The sequence below is a fragment of the Bradyrhizobium sp. JR4.3 genome (assembly GCF_040547695.1).
Taxonomy (GTDB): Bacteria; Pseudomonadota; Alphaproteobacteria; order Rhizobiales; family Xanthobacteraceae; genus Bradyrhizobium; species Bradyrhizobium canariense.
This window is the reverse complement of sequence record NZ_JBEPQF010000066.1, coordinates 1-16,048: the sequence shown is the minus strand read 5'-3', so window position 1 is coordinate 16,048 and position 16,048 is coordinate 1. Positions and strand designations below refer to the sequence as shown.

Here is a 16,048-nt window from a genome sequence, read left to right as displayed (position 1 = left end):
GACCCGAAGACACTCGGCCATCGGCTATATCAGCCCGGTCGAGATGGAGCTAAAATCGGCTTGATCCATGTCCACTTTTTTGGGGGAAGATCAATCCAGAATCCCTCCGCGGTGGCAGTCTGGATTGCTTCGCTTCGCTCGCAATGACGGGGGAGACACTGTAAAACTCCTCTCCATGGACACCTCCCCCCTGATTCTTCTCGCCGCGGGCGGCACCGGCGGCCATTTGTTTCCGGCCGAGGCGCTCGGCGTCGAGCTGATCCGGCGCGGATTCCGCGTCCGCCTTGTCACGGACGAGCGCGCGCTGCGCTACAGCGGCCTGTTCACCAAGGACATGATCGACGTCGTCTCGAGCGAGACTGCGCGTGGACGCAATCCGCTGCAGCTCGCCTATGCCGGCCTGACGCTCGCGGCCGGCACGCTGTCCGCGTACAGCCTGATCAAGCGACTGAAGCCGGTCGCCGTCGTCGGCTTCGGCGGCTATCCGACGCTGCCGCCGCTGGTCGCGGCGAAATTCGCCGGCGTGCCCGGCATCATCCACGATGCCAATGCGGTGCTCGGCCGCGCCAACCGGTTCCTGTCGAGCCGCGTCCGCGCCATCGCCACTTCATTGCCTGGCGTGCTCGACCGCGATCCGGCGCTATCGGGCAAGACCACGACGGTCGGCACGCCGATGCGTCCGGCGATTCTCGCCGCAGCTGGCGTGCCATATGCTGCGCCTGAAGTGAACGGCGCGCTGCGGCTGCTCGTCGTTGGGGGCAGCCAGGGCGCGCGCATCATGGCCGACATCGTTCCGGGCGCGATCGAGCGCCTCGAGCCCGCACTGTGGGGCCGGCTCGTCCTCACCCAGCAGGTGCGTGACGAGGACATGGCGCGCGTGCGTGCGGTCTACGACAGGCTGAAGATCAAGGCCGAGCTTGCGCCGTTTTTCACCGATCTACCGGCACGGCTGGCCTCCAACCATCTGGTGGTGTCGCGCTCAGGCGCGGGCACCGTGGCCGAACTCGCCGCGATCGGGCGGCCCTCGATCCTGGTGCCGCTACCGGGCGCGATCGACCAGGACCAGTTCGCCAATGCCGGCGTGCTGGCCAAAGTTGACGGTGCGATCCGCATTCCGCAGACCGAGTTTTCCTCCGATCGCCTCGCCGCCGAGATCTCCGCCTTCGCCGCCGAGCCCGCGCGCCTTGCCGCCATGGCGCAGGCCGCCCGCGGCGCCGGCCGGCTCGATGCGGCTGAGCGGCTGGCCGATCTGGTGGCCAAAATCGCGGGAATCTGACGCGAAAAAGCCCTTGTCTTCGCCTTCTAAAGCGGGGCATCCAGTAGGAAAGGCGCGCGGCTGATTTGCCGTGACCTTCGCCAGATGCCGCCTTCTCCGGCGGCGAGGTCAGGGAATAGAGCATGAGACTGCCGCGCGAGATCGGACCCATCCACTTCGTCGGGATCGGCGGGATCGGCATGAGCGGCATCGCCGAAGTGCTGCTCAATCTCGGCTATTCCGTGCAGGGGTCCGACGCCTCCGACAATTACAATCTTGACCGCCTGCGCAAGAACGGTGCGAGGGTCTCGGTCGGCCACAAGGCGGAGAACGTCGACGGCGCCGAGGTCGTCGTGGTCTCTACCGCGATCAAGCGCGATAATCCGGAACTGACGGCGGCGCGCGAGCGGCGCATCCCTGTGGTGCGCCGCGCCGAGATGCTGGCCGAGCTGATGCGGCTGAAGAGCTGCGTTGCCATCGCCGGCACCCACGGCAAGACCACCACGACCACGATGGTCGCGACGTTGCTCGACGCCGGCGGCCTTGATCCCACCGTGATCAATGGCGGCATCATCAACGCCTACGGCTCCAATGCGCGTCTCGGTGCGGGCGACTGGATGGTAGTCGAAGCCGACGAGAGTGACGGCACGTTCCTGAAGCTGCCGACCGAGGTCGCGATCGTCACCAATGTCGATCCCGAGCATCTCGATCACTTCAAGACCTTCGAGGCGGTACAGGACGCCTTCCGCCATTTCGTCGAGAACCTGCCGTTCTACGGCTTTGCCGTGATGTGCATCGATCATCCCGTGGTGCAGACTCTCGTCGGCAAGATCGAGGATCGGCGCATCATCACCTATGGCGAGAATCCGCAGGCCGATGTGCGCTTCGTCGACCTCACCCCGATGGGCGGCGGATCGAAGTTCAAGGTTGCCTTCCGCGATCGCAAGACGGGCGCCGTGCACGAGATCTCCGATCTCATGCTGCCGATGCCGGGACGCCACAACGCCTCCAACGCGACCGCTGCGATTGCGGTCGCGCGCGAGCTCGGCGTGTCGGACGAGGCAATCCGCAAGGCGATCGCCGGCTTCGGCGGCGTCAAGCGCCGCTTCACCAAGACCGGCGAATGGAACGGCGTCACCGTCATCGACGATTACGGCCATCATCCCGTGGAGATCGCGGCGGTGCTGAAGGCCGCGCGGGAATCCACCAACGGCAAGATCGTCGCCGTCGTGCAGCCGCATCGCTATACCCGCCTGCAGTCGCTGTTCGAGGAATTCTGCACCTGCTTCAACGATGCGGATGCGGTGATCGTCGCCGAGGTCTATGCCGCGGGCGAGACGCCGATCGAGGGCATCGACCGCGACCATTTCGCTGCGGGCCTGCGCGCCCACGGCCACCGCGAGGTGATCCCGCTACCGGCGGCGTCCGATCTCGCCGGCATCGTCAAGGGCGTGGCGAAGTCCGGCGACCTCGTCGTGTGCCTGGGAGCCGGCAACATCACGCAATGGGCATATGCGCTGCCCGGCGAATTGAAGGCGCTGGGGTAGGGCAGTGAGCTTTCCCGACATCACGCCCTTGCTCAAAGCCGCGATGCCCGATCTTCGCGGCCGGCTGCTGGCGAACCAGTCGCTCGCCGAGCTCACCTGGTTTCGCGTCGGCGGTCCGGCGCAGGTGCTGTTCACGCCGGCGGACGAGGACGATCTCGCCTACTTCCTCGCGCATCTCGCAAGCGACATTCCGGTCTATGTCGTCGGCGTCGGCTCCAACCTGATCGTGCGCGACGGCGGCATGGCGGGCGTGGTGGTCCGTCTGGCGCCGCGCGCCTTCGGCGAGGCGAGCGCGAGCGGCGATGTCGTCACCGCGGGCGCGGCCGCGCTCGACAAGCGCGTGGCGGAAGTCGCCGCGTCCGCCAATATCGGCGGGCTCGAATTCTATTTCGGCATTCCCGGCACGATCGGCGGCGCGTTGCGCATGAATGCGGGCGCCAATGGCGGCGAGACCAGGGACGTGTTGATCGAGGCCCGAGGCGTGGGGCGCGACGGCACGAAGCACGTCTTCTCCAATGCCGACATGAAGTTCGTCTACCGCAACAGCGGCGTCGATCCCTCGGTCATCTTCACCTCCGCGCGTTTCCGCGGTGAGATCAGGGATGCCGAGGCGATCCGCGCGCGCATGGCGGAAGTGCAAACCCACCGCGAGACCGCGCAGCCGATCCGCGAGAAGACCGGCGGCTCGACCTTCAAGAATCCGCCCGGCCATTCCGCCTGGAAGCTGGTCGACGCCGCCGGCTGCCGCGGCCTGCGCGTCGGCGGGGCCGAGGTCTCCGAGATGCACTGCAATTTCCTGATCAACACGGGCAATGCCACCGCGCACGACATCGAGACGCTGGGCGAGACCGTGCGAGAACGTGTGAAGGCAAATTCCGGAATTGAGCTACACTGGGAAATCAAGCGGATTGGAATTTCCGCGTGAGTGTCATTCCGGGGCTCGCCCGGAATCTCGAGATTCCGGGTTCGATGCTTCGCATCGCCCCGGAATGACGAACACAGACAGGTGACGGACCAAAGAACATGCGCATCACCATCCTCTTCGGCGGCTCCAACCGCGAACGTCTGGTTTCGGTCGCTTCAGCCCAGGCGCTGCATCAGGCGCTGCCCGAGGCCGATCTCTGGTGGTGGGACGTCGAGGACAAGGTGCATGTCGTGCAGTCCAGACAGCTGCTCGAACATGCCCGCCCGTTCGAGGACGAGTTCAAGCCGGGCACGTCAGGCATTCCGCTGGAGCGGGCGCTCGACCAGGCCAGGGCGGAGAACCGCGTGCTGGTGCTCAGCCTGCATGGCGGGCGTGCCGAGAACGGCGAATTGCAGGTGATGTGCGAAGCGCGCGGCGTGCCTTTCACCGGTTCGGGCTCGGCCTCCTCGCATCTCGCGTTCGACAAGTTCGCGGCCAAGCATTTCGCCACGCTTAGCGGCGTGACGCCGCCGGCCAACATTGCGCTGGACCAGATCGACGAGGCCTTCGCCGAATATGGCCGGCTGATCGCAAAGCCTGCAAAGGATGGCTCGAGCTACGGCCTGATCTTCGTCAACGCCAGGCAGGATCTCGTCGCCGTCCGCAATGCCGCGAAGCACGAAGAGTACGTGATCGAACCTTACATCGCCGGCGTCGAGGCGACCTGCGGCGTGCTGGAGCGGCCGGACGGCACGATCATGTCGCTGCCGCCGATCGAGATCATTCCGGGCGAGGGCAGTTTCGACTACGCGGCGAAATATCTTTTGAAGTCGACCCAGGAGATCTGTCCCGGCCGCTTCGCACCCGAAATCACCGCCGCACTGAAGCAGCAGGCGATGCTGGCGCACCGGGCGATGTCGTGTACCGGCTATTCCCGTTCGGATTTCATCGTCTCGGACAAGGGGCTGATCTATCTCGAAACCAACACGCTGCCCGGGCTGACCAAGTCCTCGCTCTACCCCAAGGCGCTGAAGGCCGAGGGCATCGCGTTCGTCGACTTCCTGCGCGGCCTGGTCGAGCTCGCTGTGGCCGGTGTGCGAAAATAATTAGGACTGGTTAACGGCCGAACCGGCGAAACGGCCGGTTTTGGAACCCAAAACCGGTAAAATGCCGGATATTGCGGCATAAATGCCTCACAGGCCTGGGCAAAAAGCTCACGTCGTTAACGAACTTTACCTTTTGTTTACCAGGACGTCCGAAGGTTAACGCTGGCGGCGTATATGACGCTTTGGCTGCCGGCGCGTGGACCGTTGCGGGTGTTGTCACCTCCGGCGAACGCTCTGAAGGGGAGAGGTTTTCTTCTGCTGAAGACCAGCACCCGGCCCGGCAAGTCCGAGACGTCATGTTCGCCAGGACCCGCGCGATGTCGCGGGCAAACTGTTGACGAGCTCGTGCAATGGATGGAGCAGGAAGCCTCACTCGGTCGCTTTTCAGATCGCTGAGGCCCCAAGCTGACCTGAAGGCGGCCGCTATCGGAGCGGTCGTGCTTCTGCGCGAGTGGGTGCAGGACAAGCGTCTGGAACGAGTTCACGGCGCGCGTGCTGCAGCCGAGGAAAAGATTAAAACCAAAGCCCGGGCCAAAGCCGTCATCGAACGCGAGCCTCCGCCGCGGTTGGTCGCGCTGGTCGAGCGCTATCTGCCGCGCCGGGTCGGGATCAGCATGACGGTGCTGCTCCTGATCGGAAGCTGCGGCTTCGGTATCGTCAAAGGCGGCCATCTCCAGGATTTCATCACGGCGGTCAACGACACCCGTAACGCGCTGGCCAATTCCGCCGGCTTCCGCATCACCTCCGTCGTGATCAACGGCCGCAAGCAGCTCAGCCAGGACGAGATCCTTGCGATCGGCGGCGTCAGCGGCCGATCCTCGCTTCTGTTCCTCGACGCCGACGCCGTGCGCGACAAGCTCAAGGCCAATCCCTGGATCGCGGATGCGACCGTGCTGAAGCTGTATCCCGGCCAGCTCATGATCGAGCTCACCGAGCGCAAGGCGTTCGCGCTGTGGCAGGAGGCCGGCCGGCTCTCCGTCATCGCCGATGACGGCGCCGTGCTCGAACCCTATGTCTCGCGCCGCTTCCTGTCGCTGCCGCTCGTGGTCGGCAAGGGTGCCGAGACGCAGGCTCGCGATTTCCTCGCTTTGCTGGCGCGCTATCCGCAGGTCAATTCCATCACCAAGGCCGCGATCTTCGTCGGGGAGCGGCGCTGGAACCTGAGGCTCAAGGACGGCCTGGACATCCGCCTGCCCGAACAAGACGTCGGCAACGCGCTTGCGATGCTGTCCAGGCTCGACAAGGAGGACAAGCTGTTCTCCCGCGACATCGTCGCGGTCGACCTGCGCCTGCCCGATCGGCTGGTGGTGCAGCTGTCCGAGGACGCCGCCAAGGCGCGCGACGATTTGTTCAAGGACAAGAAGAAGAAAAAGGCCGGGGACGCTGCATGACCGGTCTTGATCGCACCCAGACACCGAAGACACGCCCGATGCCGCACAAGCGCGGCGGCCTCGTCGCCTGCCTCGACATCGGCACCAGCAAAATCGCCTGCATGATCGCGCGGCTGAAGCCGTCGGCGCCGAGCGAAGCCCTGCGCGACCGGACCCATGCGGTGGAGCTGATCGGCTACAGCCAGATCCAGTCCCGCGGCATGAAGGCCGGCGCCGTGATCGATCTCGGCGAATGCGAGCAGGCGGTGCGACAGGCCGTCGGGCTTGCGGAGAAAATGGCCAAGGTGCGGGTCGAGTCCGTGCTGCTGTCGGTGTCCGGCGGCCGGCTCTCCGGTCAGCTGGTCGAAGCTGCGGCCGACATCCGCGGCGGCGCCGTGACGCCGGCCGATGTCAGCCGGGTCACCTCCACCGGCATGCGCCACGCCACCGGCGAAGGCCGCACCGTGCTGCACGCGCTGCCGATCGGCTACACGCTCGACGGCGTCAAGGGCATCCGCGATCCCCGCGGGATGGTCGCGCATCAGTTCGGCATCGACATGAATGTCGTCACCTGCGACGCCACGGTGGCGCGGAACCTGATGCTGGCGGTGGAACGCTGCCACATCAACGTCGAAGCCATGGCGGCAAGTCCCTATGTGGCAGGCTTGTCGGTGCTGACCGACGACGAGGCCGACCTCGGCGCTGCCGTCGTCGAGATGGGCGCGGGCACCACCACGATCGCGGTCTTTTCCGGCGGCCGCTTCGTGCATGCCGCGGGTTTTGCGGTCGGCGGGCAACACATCACGATGGATCTGGCGCGCGGACTCTCCGCGACCATTGCCGATGCCGAGCGAATCAAGACGTTATACGGGACCGTCATCACCGGCGGATCGGACTCGCGTGAGCTGATGTCTGTACCGACAGCCGGTGACGAGCAGGATCTGCCGCAGATCGTCTCCCGCGCTACCATCGCCAACATCGTCAAGCATCGTGCCGAGGAAGTCTTCGAAATGGTTCGGGACAAGCTGAAGGATTCGCCCTTCGCCTCGGAGCCCAACGGTCGCGTCGTGCTCTCAGGCGGGGCCTCGCAGCTCACCGGTCTCGTTGAGCTCGGAACGCAGATTCTCGGCCGGCCCGTGCGGGTCGGACGTCCGCTCGGTTTCGGCCGGCTGCCCAACGAGGCGAAGAACGCCGCCTTCGCGGTGCCGGCCGGACTGCTCGTCTACCCGCAATATGTTCACCACGAACATGTCGAACCGCGGCATACGCGGCAGCAGGTCAGGACGGGGACCGGCGGGTATTTCGGAAAGGTCGGACGATGGCTACGCGAGGGCTTCTGATGACTCCTTCCCGCAATATTCGATTTTCACCAACTCCCGCGGCCGCCGGCCGGGGCGAACCCACGCGCGCGTGATCGAGAGGCAAACATGACCATCAGCATCAATGTTCCTGATATTCACGAACTGAAGCCCCGCATCACCGTGTTCGGCGTCGGCGGCGCCGGTGGTAACGCCGTCAACAATATGATCACGGCGGGCCTCCAGGGCGTCGACTTCGTGGTCGCCAACACCGACGCGCAGGCGCTGACGATGTCGAAGGCGCAGCGCATCGTGCAGATGGGCACGGCGGCCACGCAAGGGTTGGGCGCAGGTTCGCAGCCGGTCGTCGGCGCGGCCGCAGCCGAAGAGGTGATGGACGAGCTCCGCGACCATCTCTCGGGCGCCAACATGGTGTTCGTCACCGCCGGCATGGGCGGCGGCACCGGCACCGGTGCGGCTCCCGTGATCGCCAAGATCGCGCGCGAGATGGGCATCCTCACCGTTGGCGTCGTGACCAAGCCCTTCCACTTCGAGGGCGGCCGCCGCATGCGCACCGCGGAAGCGGGCATCAACGAGCTGCACAAGGTCGTCGATACGCTGCTGATCATCCCGAACCAGAACCTGTTCCGGGTCGCCAACGAGAAGACCACCTTCGCCGACGCCTTCGCGATGGCCGACCAGGTGCTCTATTCGGGCGTTGCCTGCATCACCGACCTCATGGTGAAGGAAGGCCTGATCAATCTCGACTTCGCCGACGTCCGCGCCGTCATGCGCGAGATGGGCAAGGCGATGATGGGCACGGGCGAAGCCTCCGGCGACAAGCGCGCGCTGACCGCCGCCGAAGCCGCGATCGCCAACCCGCTGATCGACGATAGCTCGATGAAGGGCGCCAAGGGCCTCCTGATCTCCATCACCGGCGGCAAGGATCTCACTTTGTTCGAGGTCGACGAAGCTGCGACCCGCATCCGCGAGGAAGTCGACCAGGACGCCAACATCATCGTCGGCGCCACCTTCGACGAAGCCCTCGACGGCCTGATCCGCGTCTCGGTCGTCGCGACCGGCATCGAACAGGCCGCGATCGCGCGCAACAGCCAGGCCACCAGCGCTCCCGTCGCGAATCCTGCTCCGCAGGCGCAGCAGGCTCCCGCTGCTCCGGCCGCGGCTGCCGAGAGCCGTCTTGCCGATCTGACCGCACGGCTGCGCGCCGACAATCAGCGCATGGCCGAGCGCGCCCAGAAGTTCGAAGCGCAGACCCCGGCCGCCGGAACGGGTCAGTTTGCCGCCGCTCCCACGGCTCCGCGTCCGAACGTGGAGCGCGCTGCGCTTGCCGCCATCGCCGCCGCCGTTGCCGACGTACCGCAGGCTCCCGCGCCGATGCAGACCTATGGCGACGTCACCGTGCGGCCGATCGCGCAGAAGCCCACGCTGTTCCCGGAGCCCGAGCAGGCGCCGATGGCCATGCATGAGCCGATGACGCCGGAAACCTTCATCCCGCCGCAGGCCGAGCGTGCGCCGGTCCGCACACCGCGGATGCCGCGTATCGAGGAACTTCCGATGCCCGCCCAGGCCGAGCTTCGCCAGGCCCGCGGCGAGGTCGAGGAGGAGACCCCGCAGAAGACCCGGCTGTCGCTGCTGCAGCGCCTTGCCAATGTCGGCCTCGGCCGTCGTGACGAGGAGAGCGAGGCGCCGATCGCGGCCCGCACCGCCGGTCCCGCGATGCCGCCGCTGCCCGATCGCCGCCCCCAGAAGACCGTGGCGCAGCAAATCGCTTCCGCCGAGCCGGTGTCCGAGTATGCCCGCCGTCCCGCGCCGCAGGGCCTGGACATGCACGGCCGTCCTGCGCCTGTTGCCCCGGCGCCACAGGGAGACGATCATCTTGATATCCCGGCCTTCCTGCGGCGGCAGGCGACCTGAGGATTGTTACAATAAGGCAGACGAAAAAAGGTCCCGGCGGGAAGCTTGCCGGGACCTTTTCTTTTGCCCCGTGCATGCCCGGATTGCGCAGCCAAGCAACTGATTTTAAATAATTAATTACATATTCGATGGTTCAGTAAAACTACCGAAAACGGTCCCGAACTCCGGTCCAATTTGGTTAAGCCTTGGCGCTAATACGGCGGGTTTGGGGTAACAATCGGTAAAAAAGCGTGAGTTGGCGCTGTTTGAGGCAGTGACTATGGTTTGCCGTGACTTGGGGATACGGATTCGGAAGCGAGCGGTCTAGGCCGCTCAGTCGGGTTCAGTATAAGTCGCGGTGGTCGTAGTGGGGCGGTTCCTGATGAAATTTAGCCGGCAAACAACGCTTCGTGCGCAAGCCAGTGTGGCAGGCGTCGGCGTTCATTCCGGTCTTCCCGTCACGCTCACGCTTGGACCCGCGCCTGTCGACGCGGGCTTTGTTTTTATCCGCACCGGGCTTGAGGGAAGCGACCGCGAAGTTCAGGCCACCGCCGAGCAGGTGATCGCGACCGATTTCGCCACCGTCCTCGGTGATCGCGACGGTCCGCTGGTTTCCACCGCCGAGCATGTGCTTGCTGCACTGCGGGGCATGGGCGTCGACAACGCCATCATCGAGATCGACGGGCCGGAAGTGCCGATCATGGACGGCAGCGCCGCGGCCTTCGTTGCGGCGATCGACCAGGCCGGCATCGTGACCCAGCCGGCACAGCGCCGCTTCATTCAGGTTTTGAAGCCGATCTCGGTCAAGATCGGCGACGCCTTCGGCGAGATCCGGCCCTATGCCGACGGGTTCCGCGCCGAGGTCGAGATTAACTTCACGAATCCTGTCATCGGCCAGCAGAGCTACGCCTTCGACCTCAACCCGGAGCGTTTCCGCCGCGAAGTCGGCCGGGCCCGGACTTTCGGTCTGATGTGCGACGTTGCGCGGCTCTGGAGCGCCGGCTATGCGCTCGGCGCCTCCTTCGACAATACCGTCGTGTTCGACGAGGAGCGCCTGCTCAACACCGAAGGCCTGCGCTACGCCGACGAATGCGCCCGCCACAAGGTGCTGGACGTGATTGGTGACCTTGCTCTGGCGGGTCTGCCGCTGCTCGGCGCCTACCGCTCGGTTCGTGGCGGCCACAAGCTCAATCACGCCGTCCTGACCGCGCTGCTCGCCGACCGCACCGCCTGGCGGGTGGTCGAGGGCGAGGCAGCCCGCCGCACCACGCGTCCGGTGGCCGAAACCGGTCGCGGCATCGTCGGTGGCCGGATTGCCGCGGTCTACGGGCCAGACGTTTCCTAAAAGAGAGACGTTTCCTGAAGCGGACGTTTCCTAGAAGAGAAACGGGTCTTGAAGAGACCCGTTGCCATGGCCGTTTGGCGGCGGCTTTCCCCGGGAAACTCCTGGTAACGATGATCGGCTAGGATTGCGGCGCGTTCGCCTTAATCCGGGCGGAATGCCTGCCTATCCGGTTGGTTGAAGATCGTTTTTCGGTTACACCGGCGTGGTCGCACGGCAGGCACCACGACTATATTTCGCGCCCAGGACGGGGTTCATGGGCTGGCGGACACCGCACCACAGGGCGTCAGGGCAATACTCATGTCGGCACAGCGTATGACGCGCGGATATCTTCAAGTCCCGTCTCGAGAAGTCTCGTCTCGAGTCCGTGGGCTGCTTCAGGTTGTCGCCCTCTTCGTGCTCGCGCTGCCGCTGGCCGGCTGCGGCACCGGCGCGCTTTGGGACAAGTTCACCGCCAAGGACGACACCTTCGTCGAGGAGCCCGCCGACAAGATCTACAATGAGGGCCTGTACCTCATGAACGAGAAGAAGGACATGAAGGCGGCGAACAAGAAGTTCGAAGAGGTCGACCGCCAGCATCCTTATTCCGACTGGGCCCGCAAATCGTTGTTGATGTCGGCCTACGCGTCCTACCAGGGCGGCGATTATGACAGTTGCATCGGCGCCGCCACCCGCTACGTCACGCTGCATCCCGGCAGCCCGGATGCGGCCTACGCGCAATATCTGATTGCCGCCTCGCATTACGACCAGATTCCGGACATCAGCCGCGACCAGACCCGTACCGAGAAGGCGATCGCCTCGCTGGAAGAGGTGGTTCGCAAATATCCGACCTCTGAATATGCGACCTCGGCCAAGGCCAAGATCGAAGGTGCGCGCGACCAGCTCGCCGGCAAGGAAATGAACGTCGGCCGCTATTACGCGCAGAAGCGCGACTACACGGCGGCGATCAACCGCTACAAGGCCGTGGTGACGCAGTACCAGACCACCCGCCATGTCGAGGAGGCGCTGTACCGCCTGACCGAGGCCTATATGGCGATCGGCATCGTCGGCGAGGCCCAGACGGCTGCCGCCGTGCTCGGGCACAATTTTCCTGACAGTCGCTGGTACAAGGACGCCTATAATCTTGTAAAATCAGGCGGTCTCGAACCGAGCGAGAATCAGGGGTCCTGGATTAGCAAGACCTTCAAGAAAATGGGTCTCGGCTAGGAAATAGAATTCCATGCTGGCGCGTCTGTCGATCCGTGACATCGTCCTGATCGAACGGCTCGATATCGAATTCGCAACCGGCCTCGCGGTTTTGACCGGCGAGACCGGTGCGGGCAAATCCATCCTGCTCGATGCCTTTGCGTTGGCGCTCGGCGGCCGCGGCGATGCCGGCCTCGTGCGCCACGGCGCCGAGCAGGGGCAGGTCACTGCCGTATTCGATATCCCCAAGAATCACCCTGCAGCGAAGATCCTCGCGGAGAACGGGCTGGAGGATACCGGCGAGATGATTCTCCGCCGGGTCCAGCTCGCCGACGGCCGCACCCGCGCCTTCATCAACGACCAGGCGATCAGCGTGCAGACGCTGAAGGCGGTCGGGGCCGCCCTGGTCGAGATCCACGGCCAGCACGACGAGCGCGCGCTGGTCGATGCCGCCACCCACCGCCGCCTGCTCGATGCCTTCGCCGGTCTCGAAAAGGACGTCTCGGCGGTCGAGGCGCTCTGGGACGCCCGCCGCACCGCCAACAATGCGCTGGAGGAGCATCGCGCCGGCATGGAGCGCGCTGCGCGCGAAGCCGATTACCTCCGTCACGCCTCCGACGAATTGAAGCAGCTCGCGCCCAGGGATGGCGAGGAGACCTCGCTGGCGTCCCGTCGGACCACCATGATGCAGGGCGAGAAGATCGCCTCCGACCTGCGCGAGGCGCAGGAGGCGGTCGGCGGCCACCATTCGCCGGTCGCCTCGCTGTCAGCGGCTGTGCGCCGGCTGGAGCGCCGCGGCGTCAACTCGCCGGCGCTGGTCGAGCCGGCGGTGAGGGCGATCGACATCGCGATCAACGCGCTGGAGGAAGCCGACCAGCATCTCCAGGCGGCGCTTGCCGCGACCGATTTCGATCCCTCAGAGCTCGAACGCATCGAGGAGCGGCTGTTCGCGTTGCGCGCCGCCTCGCGCAAATATTCGACTCCGGTCGACGGGCTCGCCGCGCTTGCCGCAAAATACGCCGCCGATGTCGTTCTGATCGATGCCGGCGCCTCACGGCTGAAGAAGCTGGAGCAGGCCGCGATCGAGGCCGATGCGCGCTATGCGGCGGCCGCCAAGAAGCTGTCGATGGCGCGGCAGAAATCGGCGGAGAAGCTCAACAAGGCGGTCAATGCCGAGCTTGCGCCGCTCAAGCTCGAACGTGCCAAGTTCATGACCCAGGTCCAGACCGACGAGGCAGCTCCAGGCCCGCAAGGGTTCGACCGCGTCGAGTTTTGGGTGCAGACCAACCCGGGCACCAAGCCAGGGCCGATGATGAAAGTCGCCTCCGGCGGCGAGCTGTCGCGTTTCCTGCTGGCGCTGAAGGTCGTGCTGTCCGATCGCGGCTCGGCGCCGACTTTGGTGTTCGACGAGATCGACACGGGCGTCGGCGGCGCGGTCGCGGACGCGATCGGCGGACGGCTGGCGCGGCTCGCCGGCAAGGTCCAGGTGATGGCCGTGACGCACGCCCCGCAGGTCGCCGCCCGTGCCGACCAGCATCTGCTGATCTCCAAGGACGCGCTGGACAAGGGTAAGCGCGTCGCCACCCGCGTCAATGCGCTCGCCGCCGACCACCGCCGCGAGGAGATCGCGCGGATGCTCGCCGGCGCCGAGATCACCGCCGAAGCCAGGGCTGCCGCGGACCGGCTGCTCAAGGCAGCGACGGCTTGATTTCGTGTCCCGGACGCGCGTAGCGCGAGCCGGGACCCAGAATGTCGCCCCGATGGGCCCCGGCTCTGCAGCGCACCGCCAAAGAAGCGCTGCGCTGCGTCCGGGGCGCGAGACCTCAACCCACCTTTACCCTCCCGCCCGCTCCATCGTATCCAAGCACCATGGCCAGAGCAGCAAAATCGAAACCAGCACCGCTTCGCGACGTCGCCGACCTCACCAAGGCGCAGGCCAAGGTCGAGCACATGCGGCTCGCGCTCGAGATCGAGGGGCATAACGAACGCTACTACCAGGAGGACGCGCCCACCGTCACCGATGCCGAGTATGACGCGCTACGCCAGCGCTTCAACACGATCGAGAAGCGCTTTCCGGAATTCGTCAGCGCGGACTCGCCGTCGCAGAAAGTCGGTGCTGCACCGTCAGGCCGCTTCAAGAAGGTGCGGCATGCCGTCCCCATGCTGTCGCTCGACAACGCCTTTGCGGAAGAGGATCTGCGCGACTTCGTCGGCCGCATCGTGCGCTTCCTGAAGCTCGACGACGAGAAGATCGATTTCTCCGCCGAGCCGAAGATCGACGGCCTCTCGATGTCGCTGCGCTACGAGGGTGGTGAGCTCGTCACCGCCGCGACGCGCGGCGACGGCGCGGTCGGCGAGGACGTCACCGCCAACATCCGCACCCTCGAAGATGTGCCGCAAAAGCTGAAGGGCCGCAACGTGCCCGATATCTGCGAAGTGCGCGGCGAGGTCTACATGACCAAGAAGGCGTTCCTCGCGCTCAACGAGCGGCAGAAGGCGGAAGGCGGCACCATCTTCGCTAATCCGCGCAATTCGGCCGCGGGCTCGCTCCGGCAGAAGGATCCGACCATCACCGCCTCGCGCCCCCTCGGCTTCTTCGCCTATGCCTGGGGCGAGATGAGCGCGATGCCGGAGGCCACGCAGAGCGGCATGATCGGCTGGTTCGAGCGCTGCGGCTTCAAGACCAACCCGCTGACCAAGCTCTGTCACTCCGTCGAGGAGCTGCTGGCGTTTCATCGTGCGATCGAGGAGCAGCGCGCAAAACTCGACTACGACATCGACGGGGTCGTCTACAAGGTCGATCGCATCGACTGGCAGGAACGGCTCGGCTTCGTCTCGCGCACGCCGCGCTGGGGCATCGCCCACAAATTCCCGGCCGAGCGCGCCACGACGGTGTTGCGCGACATCGAGATCCAGGTCGGTCGCACCGGCTCGTTCACGCCTGTGGGCAAGCTCGAACCGGTCGGCGTCGGCGGCGTGATCGTGCAGAATGTCACGCTGCACAACGAGGACTACATCAAGGGCATCGGCAACAAGGGCGAGGTGCTGCGCGAGGGCCGCGACATCAGGATCGGCGACACCGTCGTGATTCAGCGCGCCGGCGACGTCATCCCGCAGGTGGTCGACGTCGTTCTCGACAAGCGGCCGAAGGCTGCCAGGGAATTCCAGTTTCCGAAGAAGTGCCCGTGCCCGTTGCACACCGACGTCACGCGCGAGGAGACGGCGGCGGGCGAAGAGGGCTCACGCGCCCGCTGCACCGGCGAGTTCGCCTGCCCCTACCAGAAGATCGAGCATCTGAAGCTGTTCGTGTCGCGGCGCGCCTTCGACATCGACGGTCTTGGCGAGAAGCAGCTCCAGTACTTCTTCGACGAGGGTTTTGTGAAGGAGCCAGCCGACATCTTCACGCTGGAAAAGCGCAATTCGAAACTCAAGCTGGAGGACATCGAGGGTTACGGCGCAACCTCTGTGCGCAATCTGTTCGGCGCGATCGAGAGCCGTCGGAAGATTGCATTGGAGCGCTTTATCTACGCGCTCGGCATGCGCCATATCGGCGAGACCACGGCGCTGGCGCTGGCACGCGGCTACGGCTCCTGGGACGCCTTCCACGATGCCAGCCTCAAGGTCGCCAAAGGCGACGAGGAGGCGATGGCCGAGATGGACGCGCTCGACCAGATCGGCGAGACCGTGATCAAGAGCATCGCCGACTATTTCGGCGAGAGCCACAATCGCGGCATTGTCGAGCGGCTGACCAAAGAGGTCGAGATCATCGACGCCGAAAAGCCGAAGAGCAATTCTGCCGTCGCCGGCAAGACCGTGGTGTTCACGGGCTCGCTGGAGAAGATGACGCGCGACGAGGCCAAGGCCACCGCTGAGCGGTTAGGCGCAAAGGTGTCCGGATCGGTGTCCAAGAAAACCGATCTCGTCGTCGCCGGTCCAGGCGCGGGTTCGAAGCTCGCAGAAGCCACCAGGCATGGCGTCAAGGTGCTGACCGAGGACGAGTGGCTGACGCTGATCGGGGAGTGAGGGCTCCCTTCTCCCACAAGGGGCCTGTTGCGCTATTGGCTTTTGAGGCTGAAGACGTCGAGAGAGAAGGTCTGGGTCGCGACAGGCTCCGGCCAAGACTGTGA

11 protein-coding genes are annotated in these 16,048 nt (G+C 65.4%); all 11 read left to right on the top strand.

Going from position 1 to position 16,048, the window contains the following annotated elements:
- The first annotated feature begins 175 nt into the window (after nucleotides 1-175).
- Nucleotides 176-1,276 carry an undecaprenyldiphospho-muramoylpentapeptide beta-N-acetylglucosaminyltransferase gene (murG, locus tag ABIB91_RS40845; protein WP_354172742.1) on the top strand — a complete coding sequence of 367 codons (1,101 nt, stop codon included), beginning with the start codon at nucleotides 176-178 and terminating at the stop codon, nucleotides 1,274-1,276.
- Nucleotides 1,277-1,398: 122 nt separating this feature from the next.
- Nucleotides 1,399-2,802 carry a UDP-N-acetylmuramate--L-alanine ligase gene (gene murC / locus ABIB91_RS40840; protein ID WP_211397316.1) on the top strand — a complete coding sequence of 468 codons (1,404 nt, stop codon included), beginning with the start codon at nucleotides 1,399-1,401 and terminating at the stop codon, nucleotides 2,800-2,802.
- A 4-nt stretch (nucleotides 2,803-2,806) separates the two neighbouring features.
- Nucleotides 2,807-3,727, top strand: a complete 921-nt coding sequence (murB, locus tag ABIB91_RS40835) for a UDP-N-acetylmuramate dehydrogenase (RefSeq protein WP_354172745.1) — start codon at nucleotides 2,807-2,809, stop codon at nucleotides 3,725-3,727.
- A 98-nt stretch (nucleotides 3,728-3,825) separates the two neighbouring features.
- Nucleotides 3,826-4,812, top strand: coding sequence for a D-alanine--D-alanine ligase family protein (locus ABIB91_RS40830; RefSeq protein WP_354172747.1), 987 nt, complete (start codon nucleotides 3,826-3,828; stop codon nucleotides 4,810-4,812).
- Between the two features lie 350 nt (nucleotides 4,813-5,162).
- Nucleotides 5,163-6,203 (top strand): cell division protein FtsQ/DivIB, encoded by a 1,041-nt coding sequence (locus ABIB91_RS40825; protein ID WP_219683429.1) that lies wholly within the window; start codon nucleotides 5,163-5,165, stop codon nucleotides 6,201-6,203.
- On the top strand, nucleotides 6,200-7,522 hold the full coding sequence (ftsA, locus tag ABIB91_RS40820) for a cell division protein FtsA (RefSeq protein ID WP_007600863.1): 1,323 nt from the start codon (nucleotides 6,200-6,202) through the stop codon (nucleotides 7,520-7,522). Before ABIB91_RS40825 ends, ftsA begins: the two co-directional genes overlap by 4 nt.
- A gap of 87 nt (nucleotides 7,523-7,609) precedes the next feature.
- Complete coding sequence (ftsZ, locus tag ABIB91_RS40815; protein ID WP_007600865.1) at nucleotides 7,610-9,415, top strand: cell division protein FtsZ; 1,806 nt, start codon at nucleotides 7,610-7,612, stop codon at nucleotides 9,413-9,415.
- A 361-nt stretch (nucleotides 9,416-9,776) separates the two neighbouring features.
- Nucleotides 9,777-10,739, top strand: a complete 963-nt coding sequence (gene lpxC / locus ABIB91_RS40810) for a UDP-3-O-acyl-N-acetylglucosamine deacetylase (RefSeq protein ID WP_354172750.1) — start codon at nucleotides 9,777-9,779, stop codon at nucleotides 10,737-10,739.
- Nucleotides 10,740-11,036: 297 nt separating this feature from the next.
- Complete coding sequence (locus tag ABIB91_RS40805; protein WP_354172752.1) at nucleotides 11,037-11,942, top strand: outer membrane protein assembly factor BamD; 906 nt, start codon at nucleotides 11,037-11,039, stop codon at nucleotides 11,940-11,942.
- A gap of 13 nt (nucleotides 11,943-11,955) precedes the next feature.
- Nucleotides 11,956-13,629 carry a DNA repair protein RecN gene (gene recN / locus ABIB91_RS40800; RefSeq protein WP_354172754.1) on the top strand — a complete coding sequence of 558 codons (1,674 nt, stop codon included), beginning with the start codon at nucleotides 11,956-11,958 and terminating at the stop codon, nucleotides 13,627-13,629.
- A 161-nt stretch (nucleotides 13,630-13,790) separates the two neighbouring features.
- A complete protein-coding gene (ligA, locus tag ABIB91_RS40795) occupies nucleotides 13,791-15,944 on the top strand; it encodes an NAD-dependent DNA ligase LigA (RefSeq protein ID WP_354172756.1) in 2,154 nt (717 codons plus the stop codon).
- The last annotated feature ends 104 nt before the right edge of the window (nucleotides 15,945-16,048 follow it).